Source organism: Candidatus Cyanaurora vandensis (assembly GCF_013285555.1).
In the GTDB taxonomy this organism is placed as follows: domain Bacteria; phylum Cyanobacteriota; class Cyanobacteriia; order Gloeobacterales; family Anthocerotibacteraceae; genus Cyanaurora; species Cyanaurora vandensis.
In genome coordinates this window covers 1-13,719 of the sequence record NZ_JAAXLT010000127.1, presented here as the reverse complement: position 1 = coordinate 13,719, position 13,719 = coordinate 1, and the positions used below count along the sequence as shown (strand labels likewise).

The following is a 13,719-nucleotide window of genomic DNA, read 5'->3' as shown; positions in this document are numbered from 1 at the left end:
GGGCACGGCTTTTACCCCAAATCTCCGACCAAGTGATCCGGGTTTTGTTCAGCGGGTTGTTGACGCTGTTGGCGGGTTATGTGGCCTACAAGGGCTATCTGGCCTATCAGATGATGGGTTAGGGGATGGCTTCGAGTTGGCGGATGCGTTCGTCCAAGCGGCTGAAGGTTTTGTAGATAAGCCCGGTGCGGTCCTGCTCGACCACGGGTAGGGTGAGGGGTAGGTCTTTACCCGCCAGGACTCGCTCTAGCCGTTGGAAGTTTTGGTCAACGAGGATGCGGCCCCCGGCTGGGGTGCTGGGAATGGGGATGTTTTGGGCTTTGAGGGTGTTTTGCAGACGGATGAGCCGTTGGTCTGTGGGTCCGGTCTGGTCCTTGAGGGCGTCTTCGAGGCTGGCAATCTGGGCGGTGAGCCGGTCATTCCCTTCTGGGTCCCAGGTGCCCCGGTCAGCGAGCCGGGTCTGGAGGGCATAAAGCTGGACTTGGACGGCGAATTCGGGTTCAACCAGGGCCAAGAGTGCGAGGGAGTTGGGTTCGACGGCGAGTCCGGCAAAATTGTTGGTGAGTCTGGCGAGATTACCGCGCAGGACTTTGAGCACTTGGGGATCTTTGAAATCAATATCGGGGTTACGCTCTTGTAAAATCTCTAGGTACTTGTCTAGGTCCGGTTCTTGGTTACTCATACTACTAAGGATCTGTTTGACAAACCCACTGATGAAGTCCAAACGGTTCTGTTGGGTAATTGCCAGCACGACCACACTGGTGAACTGCTCTTTGGCCCGCTCACGCTCCTCGGGCGTTCCGGCAAAGGATGGTCCTAGGGTGCGTTGGAGTAAAGGATTCTGGGCACTCGCGGTCAGCCCCGCCGCCTTGAGCAACTCCTGATCCCCCAACCGCTCCTTAACTTTGGTCGTGACCGTCTCAATGCCCACAGTTAGATTGGTTTGGGCCAGACTAGGCCCAGCCAGCCATAGCAAGCCCAATAGGACGAAGGACCAACGACTCATGATTTAGCTGCGCGTCACATCCGTTGTAAGCTAGCACGCCCAGCCGCCACCTTATGGATGAGTGTTCTAACCTCTCTCAAGGTTTCTCCAACCGTTACATATTCCAGCAGGTCAGGAATGTAGGCTCCGTAGCTAGTCGGTCCCTTTTCGCTGACAATTACATAACGCATTAGCCCAGATCCTCCAATTGTGCTTGTCGCTTGCTGCTAAGGGTCCAGCCAGAAACAGTATCAGCCAATCCGTCCACGCTGAAAAACCTGTTGCGGTGTAAAAGCTAATCCTGGCAAATGGACATCTTGTAATAGCTGGTCTCCAATATAGGTATGAGCCGGACGGTCAGGATAAAAGACGGTAAGACTCTTCGCCGGCGTATCCACTACCCACACCCGGTACACCCCGGCGATTAGGTAGTCCTCTGCTTTTTGGGCTAATTCCCCAAACGTCTGACCAGGAGAAATAATCTCGACGGCGAGGTCTGGCGGTAATGGACAAGCTGTATCTGACCAATCCTCCGGCAACCGTGCATAGGCAATATAGGTTACATCCGGGCAAGGCACCCAGTCCTCACCTTGTCGCTGTAGAGTCACGGACCATTCAGGTAAAGCGTGTCCTTGATTCCAGTCGTCTAGGAGCCGCAAGACAATCTTTTGGACCGCCGCATGAAATTTCTTCGCCGCCATTTTGGAGACTGCTGCTCCTTGGACGAGTTCAAAGTTTGTTTCTGCAGGCGGGAGTGCCCAAAACTCCGGCAAGGTGAGTTTAGCGTTAGTTGCAATCATGGGTTCTCCTCTCCTTCCTGTGGGTTTAGGTCGCACTCATTCATGAACAACCTTCCGAGTTAAGTCTGCTAGACCGCCAGAAGCGATTGTGACTCCGCTCCATAACCCGATGGCTGACTAAGTCTACTTCGTGCCCGAATATAACCTCTAATTCGTCCTGTAGACGAATTCCTGGGGTTTGCTGAGTATCTAAAACGAGTCTATCTTAGACAAGAATTTTTAAGCAATCTGCTTCACAGTATCTCAAAACTTCCGCTTAGCTATAATGGGACGACTGTGGACACGGTACCTATGCGCCTCGATCCTACGCTCCTCGACCACCCGGATCACTTTGTTCGTCGGCATATTGGACCAGACTCTCAGGCGATTCAGGCAATGTTAGGGAGTCTGGGGCTGTCGTCGCTAGAGGAACTAATGGCAGCAACGGTGCCCGCTGGGATTCGGTTGCAGACTCCCCTCGACTTACCTGCGGCCCGGACCGAGTACCAAACCCTGGCTCAACTTAAAGATATCGCCAGCAAAAATCAGATTTTCCGTTCGTACTTGGGCATGGGTTATGCCGATTGCATCACCCCCCCCGTCATCCAGCGCAATATTCTCGAAAATCCCGGTTGGTACACTCAGTACACCCCCTATCAAGCCGAGATTAGTCAAGGTCGCCTAGAGGCTCTACTCAACTTTCAGACGATGGTGGCGGACCTGACCGGGCTTGAGATTGCCAATGCCTCCCTCCTTGATGAAGCGACAGCAGCGGCAGAGGCGATGACGATGAGCTACGGGTTGAGTAAACAGGGAGCGCGGGCGTTTTTCGTCTCTGCCCAGTGTCATCCTCAGACGATTGCTGTAGTCCAGACCCGTGCTATCCCCTTGGGCCTTGAGGTCATCGTGGGCGACCATCAGATCTTTGACTTTAGCCAGCCCGTCTTTGGTGCCCTGTTGCAATATCCGGCGACGGACGGGACGATTTACGACTACCGGGCTTTCACCGCTCAATGTCAGGCGCAGGGCATCTTGGTCACGGTGGCGGCAGACTTGTTGAGTCTGACCCTCCTCACCCCGCCCGGTGAATTTGGGGCCGATATTGCCGTAGGCAATACCCAACGCTTCGGGGTGCCCCTGGGCTACGGCGGTCCCCATGCGGCCTATTTCGCTACGAAAGATGCCTACAAACGGCAGATCCCCGGTCGAATTGTCGGGGTTTCCAAGGATGTCCACGGTCGTCCGGCCCTCCGCCTAGCTCTCCAGACCCGCGAGCAACATATCCGCCGCGATAAGGCGACCAGTAATATCTGTACGGCCCAGGTGTTGCTTGCAGTCATCGCCAGTATGTACGCGGTCTACCACGGACCCACCGGACTCAAGCAAATTGCTGAGCGTGTCCAACGGTTGACGACTTTACTCGCAATGGGCCTCCAGAAGTTAGATGTGACAATCGCACCCGGTCCCTATTTCGATACCTTGCAGGTCCAAGTCGAAAATCCCGCCGCCATCCTCGCCCTCGCCCGTGCCCGTGGGGTGAACCTCCGTTCCGGTCCAACCCTGGGGATCTCGCTCGACGAGACGACCGAGCCTAGCGACCTAAGGACCCTGTGGGAGATTTTCAATCAGGGCGGACCCGTCCCCTTCACCTTGGCAGACCTCAGCGACCCGCCCAGTCTCCCGGAGTCCTGCCGTCGGACCAGCCCTTATCTAACGCACCCAGTCTTCCACCGTTACCACAGTGAACACGAGCTACTGCGCTACCTACATCGGCTCCAGGCGCGGGATTTATCCTTGACCCATGGGATGATCCCCCTCGGTTCCTGCACGATGAAACTCAACGCCACCGCCGAGATGATCCCCGTGACTTGGCCTGAATTTGGTAAAATCCATCCCTTCGCACCCGTGGAGCAGACCCGGGGTTATCAGGTTTTGTTTGCACAGTTGGCGACTTGGTTAGCTGAGATTACCGGGTTTGCCGGGGTCTCCCTCCAGCCCAACGCCGGTTCCCAGGGCGAGTACACCGGGCTTTTGGTGATCCGGGCTTACCACCAAGCCCGGGGCGAACAGCACCGCCAGATCTGTCTCATCCCCCAGTCCGCCCATGGCACCAACCCCGCCAGTGCGGTCATGGCAGGGCTGAAAGTGGTCCCGGTGGCCTGCGATCCAGAGGGCAATATTGACCTTGCCGACCTCAAAGCTAAAGCCCACACCCACCAAGCTGACCTCGCGGCCCTGATGGTCACTTACCCTTCTACCCACGGGGTTTTTGAGACGGCGATCCAGGACATCTGTGAAGTTGTCCATGCCCACGGGGGACAGGTCTACATGGATGGGGCCAACATGAATGCTCAAGTGGGCGTCTGCCGTCCGGGGGATTTCGGGGCGGATGTCTGTCATCTGAACTTACACAAAACCTTCTGTATTCCCCACGGCGGCGGTGGTCCCGGTATGGGACCCATCGGGGTAGCACGTCACTTAGTTCCTTTTTTACCCCAACACCCGGTCGTGGATCTCGGCAACCCGCAGGGGATTGGGGCAGTGGCAGCCGCTCCCTGGGGCAGTGCTAGTATCTTGCCTATCTCCTGGGTGTACATCGCTCTAATGGGGGCCGCTGGCTTAACCGAGGCGACCCAAGTTGCCATCCTCAACGCCAACTACATCGCCCGTTGCCTCAGTCCCCATTACCCCGTCCTCTACCAAGGGCCGGGCGGCTGGGTGGCCCACGAGTGCATTCTCGATCTGCGTCCGCTCAAGCTCAGCGCGGGGATTGAGGTGGACGATATCGCCAAACGTCTGATGGATTACGGGTTTCACGCGCCGACGGTCTCCTGGCCTGTGGCGGGGACGATGATGGTTGAGCCGACGGAGAGTGAGTCCAAGGCTGAGCTAGACCGTTTTTGTGAAGCGATGATTGCGATCCGGGCTGAGGTCCGGGCGATTGAAACCGGAGCCATGGACCGCCTCAACAACCCCCTCAAACACGCCCCACACACTGCCCACAGCCTGATGGGAGACTGGGACCGCCCCTACACCCGTGCCCAAGCCGCCTACCCCGCCCCCTGGACCCACGAACAAAAGTTCTGGCCCAGTGTCGGACGGATTGATAACGTCTACGGCGACCGTAATTTGGTTTGTTCTTGTCTGGGGATGGAGGAATATTCTTAGGAGGTGGCAATCATGCAACGCTGCTTTCATCGTCAACTGCTCAATCCCTACCATCTCGCGTGCCTCCCGGCTCAGCGGAGGAAACTTGTACGCCAGCACTGCGGTGGGTCTAGAGGAGCATCTAAGTTTTAGGCATTGAACCGCGCTGAAGATAGCTTAAAACTCAGGAAAGTCCTGGTTAACCTGATATAACACTGCATCCTTTACAACAAATTTATCAACTAGAGACTTTTTCTTAAGCCTACGTTAAACTCCGCACGGTACTATCATCCGGTTAAAACCAGGCACTCACCCATGTCTAACCGTCGTAGTATTTTGCAAGCCGCTTTGACCGTTCCGGCGGTTTTGTTCCTCCCCACGGCTGGGGCTGTTACCCTGACTGACTCCGGGGTTGCCTCGGGCGAACCTCGTCCTGATGGTGTGGTCATCTGGACCCGTGTTCCTGAATATGCTCAGACCGGCGGGGCCGTGACCGGGACCTTCAAGGTTTCCCTCAACCCTGACCTCAGTGCTCCCGTGGTCACAGGCTCCTTCTCGACGAGTCCCACCGTAGATTACACCGTCAAAATCCAAGTTACGGGGCTCGCCGCCTTCACCCGCTACTATTACGGTTTCACCACTACCACGGGCTACACCAGCGTGATCGGGCGCACCAAGACCGCCCCCGCTGAGAATAGTCAACCAGCGGAGATCCGCTTTGCCTATTTCTCCTGTCAGGACTTTACCCAGGGTTACTACACGGTCTACGCCAACCTTGTCGCGAAAGATGATGTAGATTTCTGTGTCCACCTAGGCGACAACATCTATGAAACCGGGGCCGCCGGGTTCCAGACGGGTCAAGTGCGCGAGGACACCATCGGCGGGGGCGAGGCCACGACCCTGGACCATTACCGCCAAAAATATAAACTCTATCTCTCTGACCCCAACTTGCTGGAAGCCCGCCGTCTGTTCCCCTTCATCACCCTCTGGGATGACCATGAAGTCTATAACGACTACTACGGTCCCGGTGTAGGCCGCACGGACCCCAACCGCCAACGGGCCGGGTACCAAGCCTTTTTGGAGTACAATACCGCCCTACCCGTGGAACCCCTCTCCACCACCAACCCGCCCAAGGTACGGATGTACCGTCAGTTCGTCTTTGGCAACTTGATGGAGATGTTTGTATTGGATCTCCGCCAGTACCGCAATGGTCCCCCCTGCCGTCTCAACTACTTCACTCCCGGTTGCCTGAACCTGGACGACCCCAACCCCTTCGCGCCGGAGCGCACGATGATGGGGACCAACCAGAAGTCCTGGTTCAAGACCGAGATCAACAACTCCACCCGGCGTTGGAAGATGGTCCTCAACGAGATGATGATGCAGGAATTCAAGATCCTCGACGTCGGGCTGTTCCGGGGTGTCCCTCAGAAACTGTTCAAACAACCCTATGCCATTGAGATTGGGCTGTACATCAACCTGGACGCTTGGGACGGTTATCCCGCCGAGCGCAAGGAGTTGTTGCAGTTTATCAAGGGCAACGAGATCAAGAACGTAGTTTTCTGCACCGGCGATATCCACAACTGTTACGCCAGCGAGTTGCGGACTGACTTTGATGCCGTCGGGGTCCCGGCTGCCGCTGTGGAAGTTGTGGGTGGTTCCGTCAGTTCCGCCGGGGTCACTGAACTCGCCGGGAGTGACTTGACCCTGCTGGGTCGGCCCATCCTCTATGATGCTAACCCCAGCTTGAAGTATCTGGACCTCAAGTCCCACGTCTACACCAAAATGGTCGTCACCGCTGCTGAGGTGAAAGTCACCTACGAGGCCGTCAACACCGTCATCCAACCCACCTCTGGCACCTTCCGGCTGGCGGCTTTCTCGATTCCCGATGGAGAGTCCCGCTTTGTGTTCTAGGTTTATCTAATTCGTCAGAAGCTCCTCAGACTGGGGAGCTTTTTTGTTTAAGAGTTCCCCGACTCCATAAGTGCTAGAGAGCTAATTGAATCTCGACGCAGGCTCCCCAGAACGACTACCAAAACCTCGAACAGAAAAAAGGAACATGATTCTAGAGGTACCATTGATTACCCCAAGTGAGGATACCCTTGAGGATTTAGGCTCTCCAGAATCGGTGCTAGCCCCAATAAGGTGGAAGTAACCTGCAATATCAATCACGCTATCACCAAGCAAGACAACCTAAGTCCAAACTGCTGGTATATTGAGCTTTGATTCTCTGGCGGCGCAGTAGTTCTTACCTTGTCAATTACAGTTACCTAACGGGAATATTTGACTCTACTTTGTGTTCTGTCACGAAGTTAACATGTCCGTTCATTTTGTCTTTAACCCTTAGCTCCCCCCGCTAGCAAGAGAGCATGTAAAAATAATGACTCTCTTTTGCCTTGGTCCCCCACTAGTGGGGCAGAGGGGCGGTTTTAGAGAGCCACTGAGTTTTTAGATCGGACTGCTGCCTAACTTTAGACCAGTTCCACGGGAGCATAAATTGAAACGCGGTGGATTTTGGCGGCGATTTCCTGTTTTTCAGCGGCGGTGGTGGCAGCGGCGAATTGACCGCGCAGTTTGGCGAGTTTGGCCTTCCGGTGGCGGCGGCGTTTGATTTCCTGGTCCCGTTCACGCATAGTCTTCAAGTTCTCGTGGCACTTTCGTTATCTTAGCTCGAAATTGTTCAATCTAGGCCCGCCATGGCCTGTTCGATTTGGACCAGACGGGCGACCTGTTCTTGCAAATGACGGGGGTAAATGAGCCAGACCTTGGGTGCAGAGAGTAAAAGGGAGCGCACCAAGGGCGAACAGTCGGCGATTTCTTGGAGCGGGCGGTCCTCGGCTTTGAGGTAAATGCCCCGGTCGTAGACGCTGTACCCTTTGACCTTGGCGGCCTTGAGACCCACTCCGTAACCAGCGGGTACGTCGAGTTCACCCGCCAGCCGCTCCAGGAGATGTTCTTGTTGGGGGACCGTAAGGCTCGTTACATCCCAGGTCTTGGGCAGGTCCCGGTCTACTAGTTGGTGACAAAGTTGCGCCAACAGGGGGTCCTGATCGTACTGCCAGCGTTGGATGTGGTAGCTGAGTACAACATCATCACAGGCCAAGTACATCGGTAGGGACCACTGGTCCGGGGGCAGGGTAAACCAGGGCGTAAATAGTTCATCCACAGTCAACTCACCCAAAAGCAACTGTTCTCGTGCCCGCCGCAAAATACTTTTGAGGACAAACCGAGCGGCGAGGTTTTTGGGATGGTTGTAGACCTGGGTGTACATGAAATAGCGGACGACAAGGTAGTGTTCAACCGCGACTAGGCCCTTGTTGCCTTTGACGACTAGCGAACGGGTCGCCCGGTCATAGTCCAACGCTCCCACTAAGCGGTCTAAGTCCAGTTGTCCATATTTGGCCCCCGTGAAATAACTATCGCGCAACAGGTAATCCAGACGGTCGGCGTCCAACTGCCCAGAGACCAATTGGCTGACGAGGGGCACCGGGAAGGTCCCAGCCATCACCTGTTGGACCTCCCCCGGCAGGTTGGGCGCGAAGTCGCGGAGGATTTGGTTCACCCGAGTCTCACCGAGGACAATGTGCTGGGTCCAGGTCTCATGGTCGTAATGGAAAATCTCTTCACTGGCATGGCTAAAAGGACCATGCCCGATGTCATGGAGTAAAGCCCCCGCCAAGGCCGGGACACGGTAGGATTCCAGGTCAGGATAGGACTTACTAAGGCGGTCAAAGATCCGTCGAGCGACGGCAAAAACCCCCAAGGAATGGGTAAACCGGGACCCTTCCGCCCCATGGAAGGTGAGGTGGGCAATATCCAACTGCCGGACCCGGCGCAGACGCTGGAACTCTGGGGTATCAATCAGTTGGATCACCATCCGCTCAATGGGGTCCTGACCTTTTAGCTCAATGGCCCCGTGGATGGGGTCGTGATAAACCCGTGATTTAGCCGCCATGGGTCTAGGGTACAGGGATTTAGTGTAGGGCGGAAGTCTGCTTAGCGGGGGCTGTATTTTATAAAATGAGGGGAGAATCCAGGGTCCAGCCATGCAACAGTTACTTTACTGCGAGATCCCCTATCCCCTGGCTGAGGTGCGTTCCTGGTTCCAGCGTTTACAGGGTCCCGACTGGCCCCACATAGCGTTGACCACCGATGGCGGTCAGTGGCAATTCGACTCCTCCTGCGGGGTCGCCTTTGTCTGGGAACTCCAGCGCACTACCTACCTAAAAATATTTCGTTGGGAAGGCTCAGCCCATCCCCAGGAAAAACGCTGGCTTGCGGACCTCGAAGCGCGTATCCAGGCCCAGTTCCCGCCCCATTATCCCGCCTTGCCAGTAATCAATCCAGACGAGGATATCTTCACTGCCCTCACCCCCCATTACCCCCTCACTTGCAAATATTTCCAACAAATCCCCAATGGAGCCTACGCCCTCAAGCGGGTCTACTGGTGGGAGAAGCTCTGGCGTGAAGGCGTGACCCGGCCCCAGACCCCCCGCCCCGTCGTCGAGCAGAGCCCGCAGACCCTCGAACCCGAATATGACATCCTCTACGTGGGTGCAGCCCTGGGCATTATCCACGCCGCCCGGATGGCCCAACTGGGCTTCAAAGTGGCGGTCATCGAACGGATGCCCTTTGGCGGGATGAACCGTGAGTGGAACATCTCGCGCAAGGAACTGACCACCCTGGTGGACTTGGGCTTGTTGAGTCCCGAGGATCTGGAGAGCATCATTATTAAAGAGTATTACGATGGTCTCAATAAATTCTTTGATGGCAACGCGCCTGCCCAAGCCCGGTCTGCGGTCCTCCACACCCCTACGGTCTTAAATGTGGCCCTGGATGCCGAACGCTTGCTGAAACTCTGTGGGGCCAAGCTCCGGGCCTTGGGCGGCGAGATTTTTGACCAGATTGAATTCAAAAAAGCTACCGTCCATCCCAATGGGGTCCACCTCACCGCCGTCCACCTCCCCAGTGGGCAGCCCCGGACTTGGCGGACGCGGATGGTCGTCGATGCCATGGGTTCAGCCTCACCGATTGCTCAACAGTTGAATGGCGGACGGGCCTTTGATTCGGTTTGTCCAACGGTCGGGGCAGTGATTGAGGGGTTTGAGCCCGGAGTCTGGGACAGTAATCTGGGGGATGTCCTCTATTCCCATGGCGATATCTCACGGGGACGGCAGTTAATCTGGGAACTCTTCCCAGGGCGCGGCGATGAACTGACCTTTTATCTGTTCTACTACCACGAGATTCACCCCGAGAATCCCGGTTCCCTCCTAGACCTCTACGAAGATTTCTTCACCATCTTGCCGGAATACAAACGCTGTGACCTCGACAAGCTCCGCTTCAAAAAAGCAACGTTTGGTTATATCCCGGCTCATTTCAGCAGTGTGCAGAGTTCACGGCGCACGAGCTACGACCGGATTTTGGCGATTGGGGACGCGGCTTCTTTGCAGTCGCCCTTGGTCTTCACCGGGTTTGGTTCCTTGGTCCGCAACTTACCCCGGTTGACGGACTTGCTCGCTACTGCATTACGTCATGACCTGTTGACAGCAGCTGATTTAGACCGCATCCGTGCCCATCAGAGTAATATCGCTGTCACCTGGCTCTTCTCGAAAGGAATGATGGTTCCTACGGGCCGGACCCTGCCCCCCGAGCGGATCAACAGCATCCTTAGTACGTTCTTTGGGATCATGAGTGAGGAATCCCCACAGGTGATTGACGATTTTATTAAGGACCGGGCGGGCTGGTTGCCCTTTAACCGGATGGCCCTCCGTGCCGCCCGCAAGAATATCCAGTTACTCGGCTGGATCTGGCAGTTGACTGGGTGGAGCTACGCCGTCCGTTGGTTGCCGTCCTATGTGGAGTTCACTCTACACAGTCTGGTGGCGGCCTTGTTGGGGGGCTGGGTCCCCCGTCTCTTGCGTCAATGCCAATCCGTCATCGAACCCGCCCAACCGCGTCTCTGGCATCAACTACTGACCTGGAGCTACGGGCTGAGCTACGGGGTCGGTCAGGTGGAAGCGTCGGTGTCCTCGGCGTTGAGTCTCAATAAAGAGGTCCCCACCGTCACCCAACCCTGATCCGCAATGCGAAGCCGTGATATCATTGCCTAATGTTTGTTTGACGGGACGTAGCGCAGCTTGGTAGCGCACCACTTTGGGGTAGTGGGGGTCGCAGGTTCAAATCCTGTCGTCCCGAAACATTCAAAACCCGCTACGAGAGCGGGTTTTTTGCTGTCTAGAGGGCATCCTAAAAAGTCCGATTTGGTGGGTTGATGAAAACCCCAAATTGACCCCTCAAAACCGCGATATCCTCCAAACTCATCAATCCACAGGGTTAGGAATCAGCATCATCTCCTGCTGGGAGAAGGTCGCCTGCCGGTCCCGGCAGGCGACAGCGGGAGTTGCTGGCTAGGGTGTGCGGTTGAACAACAGCGAGACGTTGTTGGCGTCGGGTTCATCGTTTGCGGTCACGAGGTCCAAAGCTCCATCCCCGTCAAGGTCCCCAGCCGTGATGGCAACCGGGCCGTTGTCCACTGCGAAGCGGCTGGGGGCGGTGAACCCCCCCGTCCCATCACTGGTCAAGACGGAGGCGGCGTCGGAACCCACCGCGATGGCAAGGTCATCATCGCCGTCCCCGTCGAGGTCCGCTGCCACCAAGTCACGCAAGTTCGAGGAACCCGCACTGAAGCTATTAAATGTCCCAAAGGTCCCCGTCCCTTGGTTCAGCAGGACCGCGACGACCGGCGCGGCGTAGGCCCCCGGTTCCACTAAGGTTGCAATGTCCAAGTCTGAGTCGCTATCAAAGTCGCCCACGGTGAGCCGACCCGCATAGGCATAAAAGCCAAACCCCACCGGGAAGCTCCCCGTCGCGGTGAATTGCGCGGCACCGTTATTTTTGAGGATGGTGACGCGGGTGGCGTCGTTGGTTGCCGCTAAGTCCACATCGCCATCCCCGTCCAAATCGCCCACCGCCAAGTCCACCGCCGCCGTGGAGCCGGTCGTGAATTCTGTTGTCGTGAAGCTCGTCCCCTGGTTCTGGTAAATCTTGACCTTGTTACTGGCAAACTTGAGCGTCGCTAAGTCCAAATCACCATCCCCATCAAAGTCCGCCGCTTCAAGAGCCCTTGCCCCTTCAGTGGTCAGCACAAGGGGGAGACTAAACCTAGCATCGCCCTGGTTGCGTAGGACTCTGAGCCCCTCGTTGAAACCGACGGCAATCACATCCAAATCCCCGTCCCCGTCCAGGTCCCCCAGCACCAAGTCCGTCGCCGCTATCCCCAAGGGAAAACTCTGGGGCTCAGCAAAGGTCCCGCCGCCCAAGTTCGCCAGCACCGTGACATCGTTGGAACCGTAGTTGGTCGTCACGAGGTCTTGGTCCCCGTCCAGATCCAGGTCCCCGGTCGCCACCTGAGTCGGCCTTGCGGTGTCAAGGAGGTTGGCCTGAGTCTGCAAGCCCTGGTTCAACACCACAGAGATGGTTCCTTGATAGTCGGTGGTCGCCAAGTCAAGGTCGCCATCCCCGTTGAGGTCGCCGGTGGTAATGGCAGTCGGAAAAGCCCCCGTCGTTATCTCCACCCCCGTGCCAAAGGTCCCGGTCCCCTGGTTAGGAAAAAGCACTATTTCTCGATAGGGTCCATCACAGACCAAATCCAGGTCGCCATCCCCGTCAAAGTCGCCGGTGGCAATGGTCTGGGTGCTCGTCCCCGCCGCGAGGGTCTGCGTCAAGGTAAAACTGCCCGCGCCGTTGTTGGTCAAGATGGAGACCGACCGCTGCCCGCTACCATTGTTGTCATAATTCGCCGTAGCTAGGTCCAAATCGCCATCCCCGTCTAGATCCCCCGCCACCACGGCCCGTGGAAAAGGACCCGTTGCAAACTTAACCACCGGCGCGAAACTGCCCAGCCCATGGTTAAATAACACCCCGACTTGGTTAGAGCCCAAGTTCGCCGTCGCCAAGTCCAAGTCGCCATCCCCATCGAGGTCAGCGGTGATGACCCAGAAGGGACCGGCGGTGACGGTGTACTTGACTGGGGGGGCAAAGGTACTGCCGAGGTTAAGGAGGACGGAAACATTATTGTCATTGTAATTAGCAGTAATAATGTCGAGCTTGCCGTCGGCATTCACATCCCCTGCCGTCAATGCCTCAGGGGTATCCCCGGTCGGGAAACTCACTGGCGGTAAGAATGTGGCATTACCCTGGTTAAGCCGGACCAGGACAACGTCGGTAAAATCAGCCACGGTGGCGAGGTCAATCTTGCCATCGTTATTAAAGTCCCCCGCAATAATCTGCTCCGGGTCTTGAGTTGTCTTAAAACTAGTTGGGTTGAGGAAGGTGCCATTGCCCCGGTTGAGCAAAACGGAGATACTGCCCGCCCCCGCTTGGTCCGCCGTGGCAAGGTCTAAGTCGCCATCGCCATCCAAGTCGGCACTGACGACAGAGCGCGGCAGATTCAGTTTAAAAGCACTGACAGCAAGATTTTGGGCCGGGGCAAAGGTAATCGGGGCAGCTTGAGCCACTGTGCTTAGGGCTAGGGTCGTGGCGAGGAGCCGGGTGACAAGGTGAAGGTGCATGGTAGATTCCCGCATGATTCGGTACACACTGCCAAAGCATACCAACCCCGGCTGGGTCAGGGTATGTCGTCTCCAACACCTAAGCCTTGAAAACACAAGAGGAGGGTGGAGCTAGGGATACGGTACGCCCTGACCGGAAATATGGGATGCAAGCCCCGTCCTTCTAGGACGGCTTTATCCCCTGATATGCTAGGATAATATCATGTTCATCCGAGAAGCCAAGCTAACTTGTTCTGAATCT

General features: G+C 56.4%; 8 protein-coding genes and 1 tRNA gene. 4 read left to right on the top strand and 5 right to left on the bottom strand.

Annotation, left to right across the window (positions count from 1 at the left end):
* Positions 1-118 precede the first annotated feature (118 nt).
* Entirely contained in the window at positions 119-1,006 is an 888-nt protein-coding gene (locus HFM78_RS08860; RefSeq protein WP_287129075.1) for a hypothetical protein, read from the bottom strand.
* Between the two features lie 230 nt (positions 1,007-1,236).
* On the bottom strand, positions 1,237-1,785 hold the full coding sequence (locus tag HFM78_RS08855) for a Uma2 family endonuclease (RefSeq protein ID WP_287129074.1): 549 nt from the start codon (positions 1,783-1,785) through the stop codon (positions 1,237-1,239).
* A 291-nt stretch (positions 1,786-2,076) separates the two neighbouring features.
* Here HFM78_RS08855 and gcvP point away from each other — a divergent pair, with 291 nt between their 5' ends.
* Positions 2,077-4,932 (top strand): aminomethyl-transferring glycine dehydrogenase, encoded by a 2,856-nt coding sequence (gene gcvP, locus HFM78_RS08850; protein WP_287129073.1) that lies wholly within the window; start codon positions 2,077-2,079, stop codon positions 4,930-4,932.
* Between the two features lie 294 nt (positions 4,933-5,226).
* Positions 5,227-6,822 (top strand): alkaline phosphatase, encoded by a 1,596-nt coding sequence (locus HFM78_RS08845; RefSeq protein WP_287129072.1) that lies wholly within the window; start codon positions 5,227-5,229, stop codon positions 6,820-6,822.
* A gap of 557 nt (positions 6,823-7,379) precedes the next feature.
* On the opposite strand, the gene HFM78_RS08840 is transcribed toward HFM78_RS08845, so the two are convergent.
* Together HFM78_RS08840 and HFM78_RS08835 are read right to left on the bottom strand one after the other, a co-directional pair.
* Complete coding sequence (locus tag HFM78_RS08840; RefSeq protein ID WP_287129071.1) at positions 7,380-7,541, bottom strand: DUF6800 family protein; 162 nt, start codon at positions 7,539-7,541, stop codon at positions 7,380-7,382.
* Between the two features lie 47 nt (positions 7,542-7,588).
* A complete protein-coding gene (locus tag HFM78_RS08835) occupies positions 7,589-8,863 on the bottom strand; it encodes an HD domain-containing protein (protein WP_287129070.1) in 1,275 nt (424 codons plus the stop codon).
* A gap of 91 nt (positions 8,864-8,954) precedes the next feature.
* On the opposite strand from HFM78_RS08835, the gene HFM78_RS08830 reads away from it, so the two are divergent.
* Together HFM78_RS08830 and HFM78_RS08825 are read left to right on the top strand one after the other, a co-directional pair.
* The gene (locus tag HFM78_RS08830) at positions 8,955-10,985 is read left to right on the top strand and encodes an NAD(P)/FAD-dependent oxidoreductase (RefSeq protein ID WP_287129069.1); all 2,031 of its coding nucleotides are present in this window, start codon (positions 8,955-8,957) and stop codon (positions 10,983-10,985) included.
* 44 nt (positions 10,986-11,029) lie between these two features.
* Positions 11,030-11,103: transfer RNA gene (locus HFM78_RS08825), tRNA-Pro, on the top strand.
* 212 nt (positions 11,104-11,315) lie between these two features.
* On the opposite strand, the gene HFM78_RS08820 is transcribed toward HFM78_RS08825, so the two are convergent.
* Entirely contained in the window at positions 11,316-13,478 is a 2,163-nt protein-coding gene (locus tag HFM78_RS08820; RefSeq protein WP_287129068.1) for a VCBS repeat-containing protein, read from the bottom strand.
* Positions 13,479-13,719: the final 241 nt, after the last annotated feature.

Bases quoted from the DNA above. Each gene is read 5' to 3' on its own strand.
- HFM78_RS08840 (WP_287129071.1), bottom strand. From the start codon at position 7,541: ATGCGTGAACGGGACCAGGAAATCAAACGCCGCCGCCACCGGAAGGCC.
- HFM78_RS08860 (WP_287129075.1), bottom strand. From the start codon at position 1,006: ATGAGTCGTTGGTCCTTCGTCCTATTGGGCTTGCTATGGCTGGCTGGG.
- HFM78_RS08835 (WP_287129070.1), bottom strand. From the start codon at position 8,863: ATGGCGGCTAAATCACGGGTTTATCACGACCCCATCCACGGGGCCATT.
- HFM78_RS08855 (WP_287129074.1), bottom strand. From the start codon at position 1,785: ATGATTGCAACTAACGCTAAACTCACCTTGCCGGAGTTTTGGGCACTC.
- gcvP (WP_287129073.1), top strand. From the start codon at position 2,077: ATGCGCCTCGATCCTACGCTCCTCGACCACCCGGATCACTTTGTTCGT.
- HFM78_RS08830 (WP_287129069.1), top strand. From the start codon at position 8,955: ATGCAACAGTTACTTTACTGCGAGATCCCCTATCCCCTGGCTGAGGTG.
- HFM78_RS08820 (WP_287129068.1), bottom strand. From the start codon at position 13,478: ATGCACCTTCACCTTGTCACCCGGCTCCTCGCCACGACCCTAGCCCTA.
- HFM78_RS08845 (WP_287129072.1), top strand. From the start codon at position 5,227: ATGTCTAACCGTCGTAGTATTTTGCAAGCCGCTTTGACCGTTCCGGCG.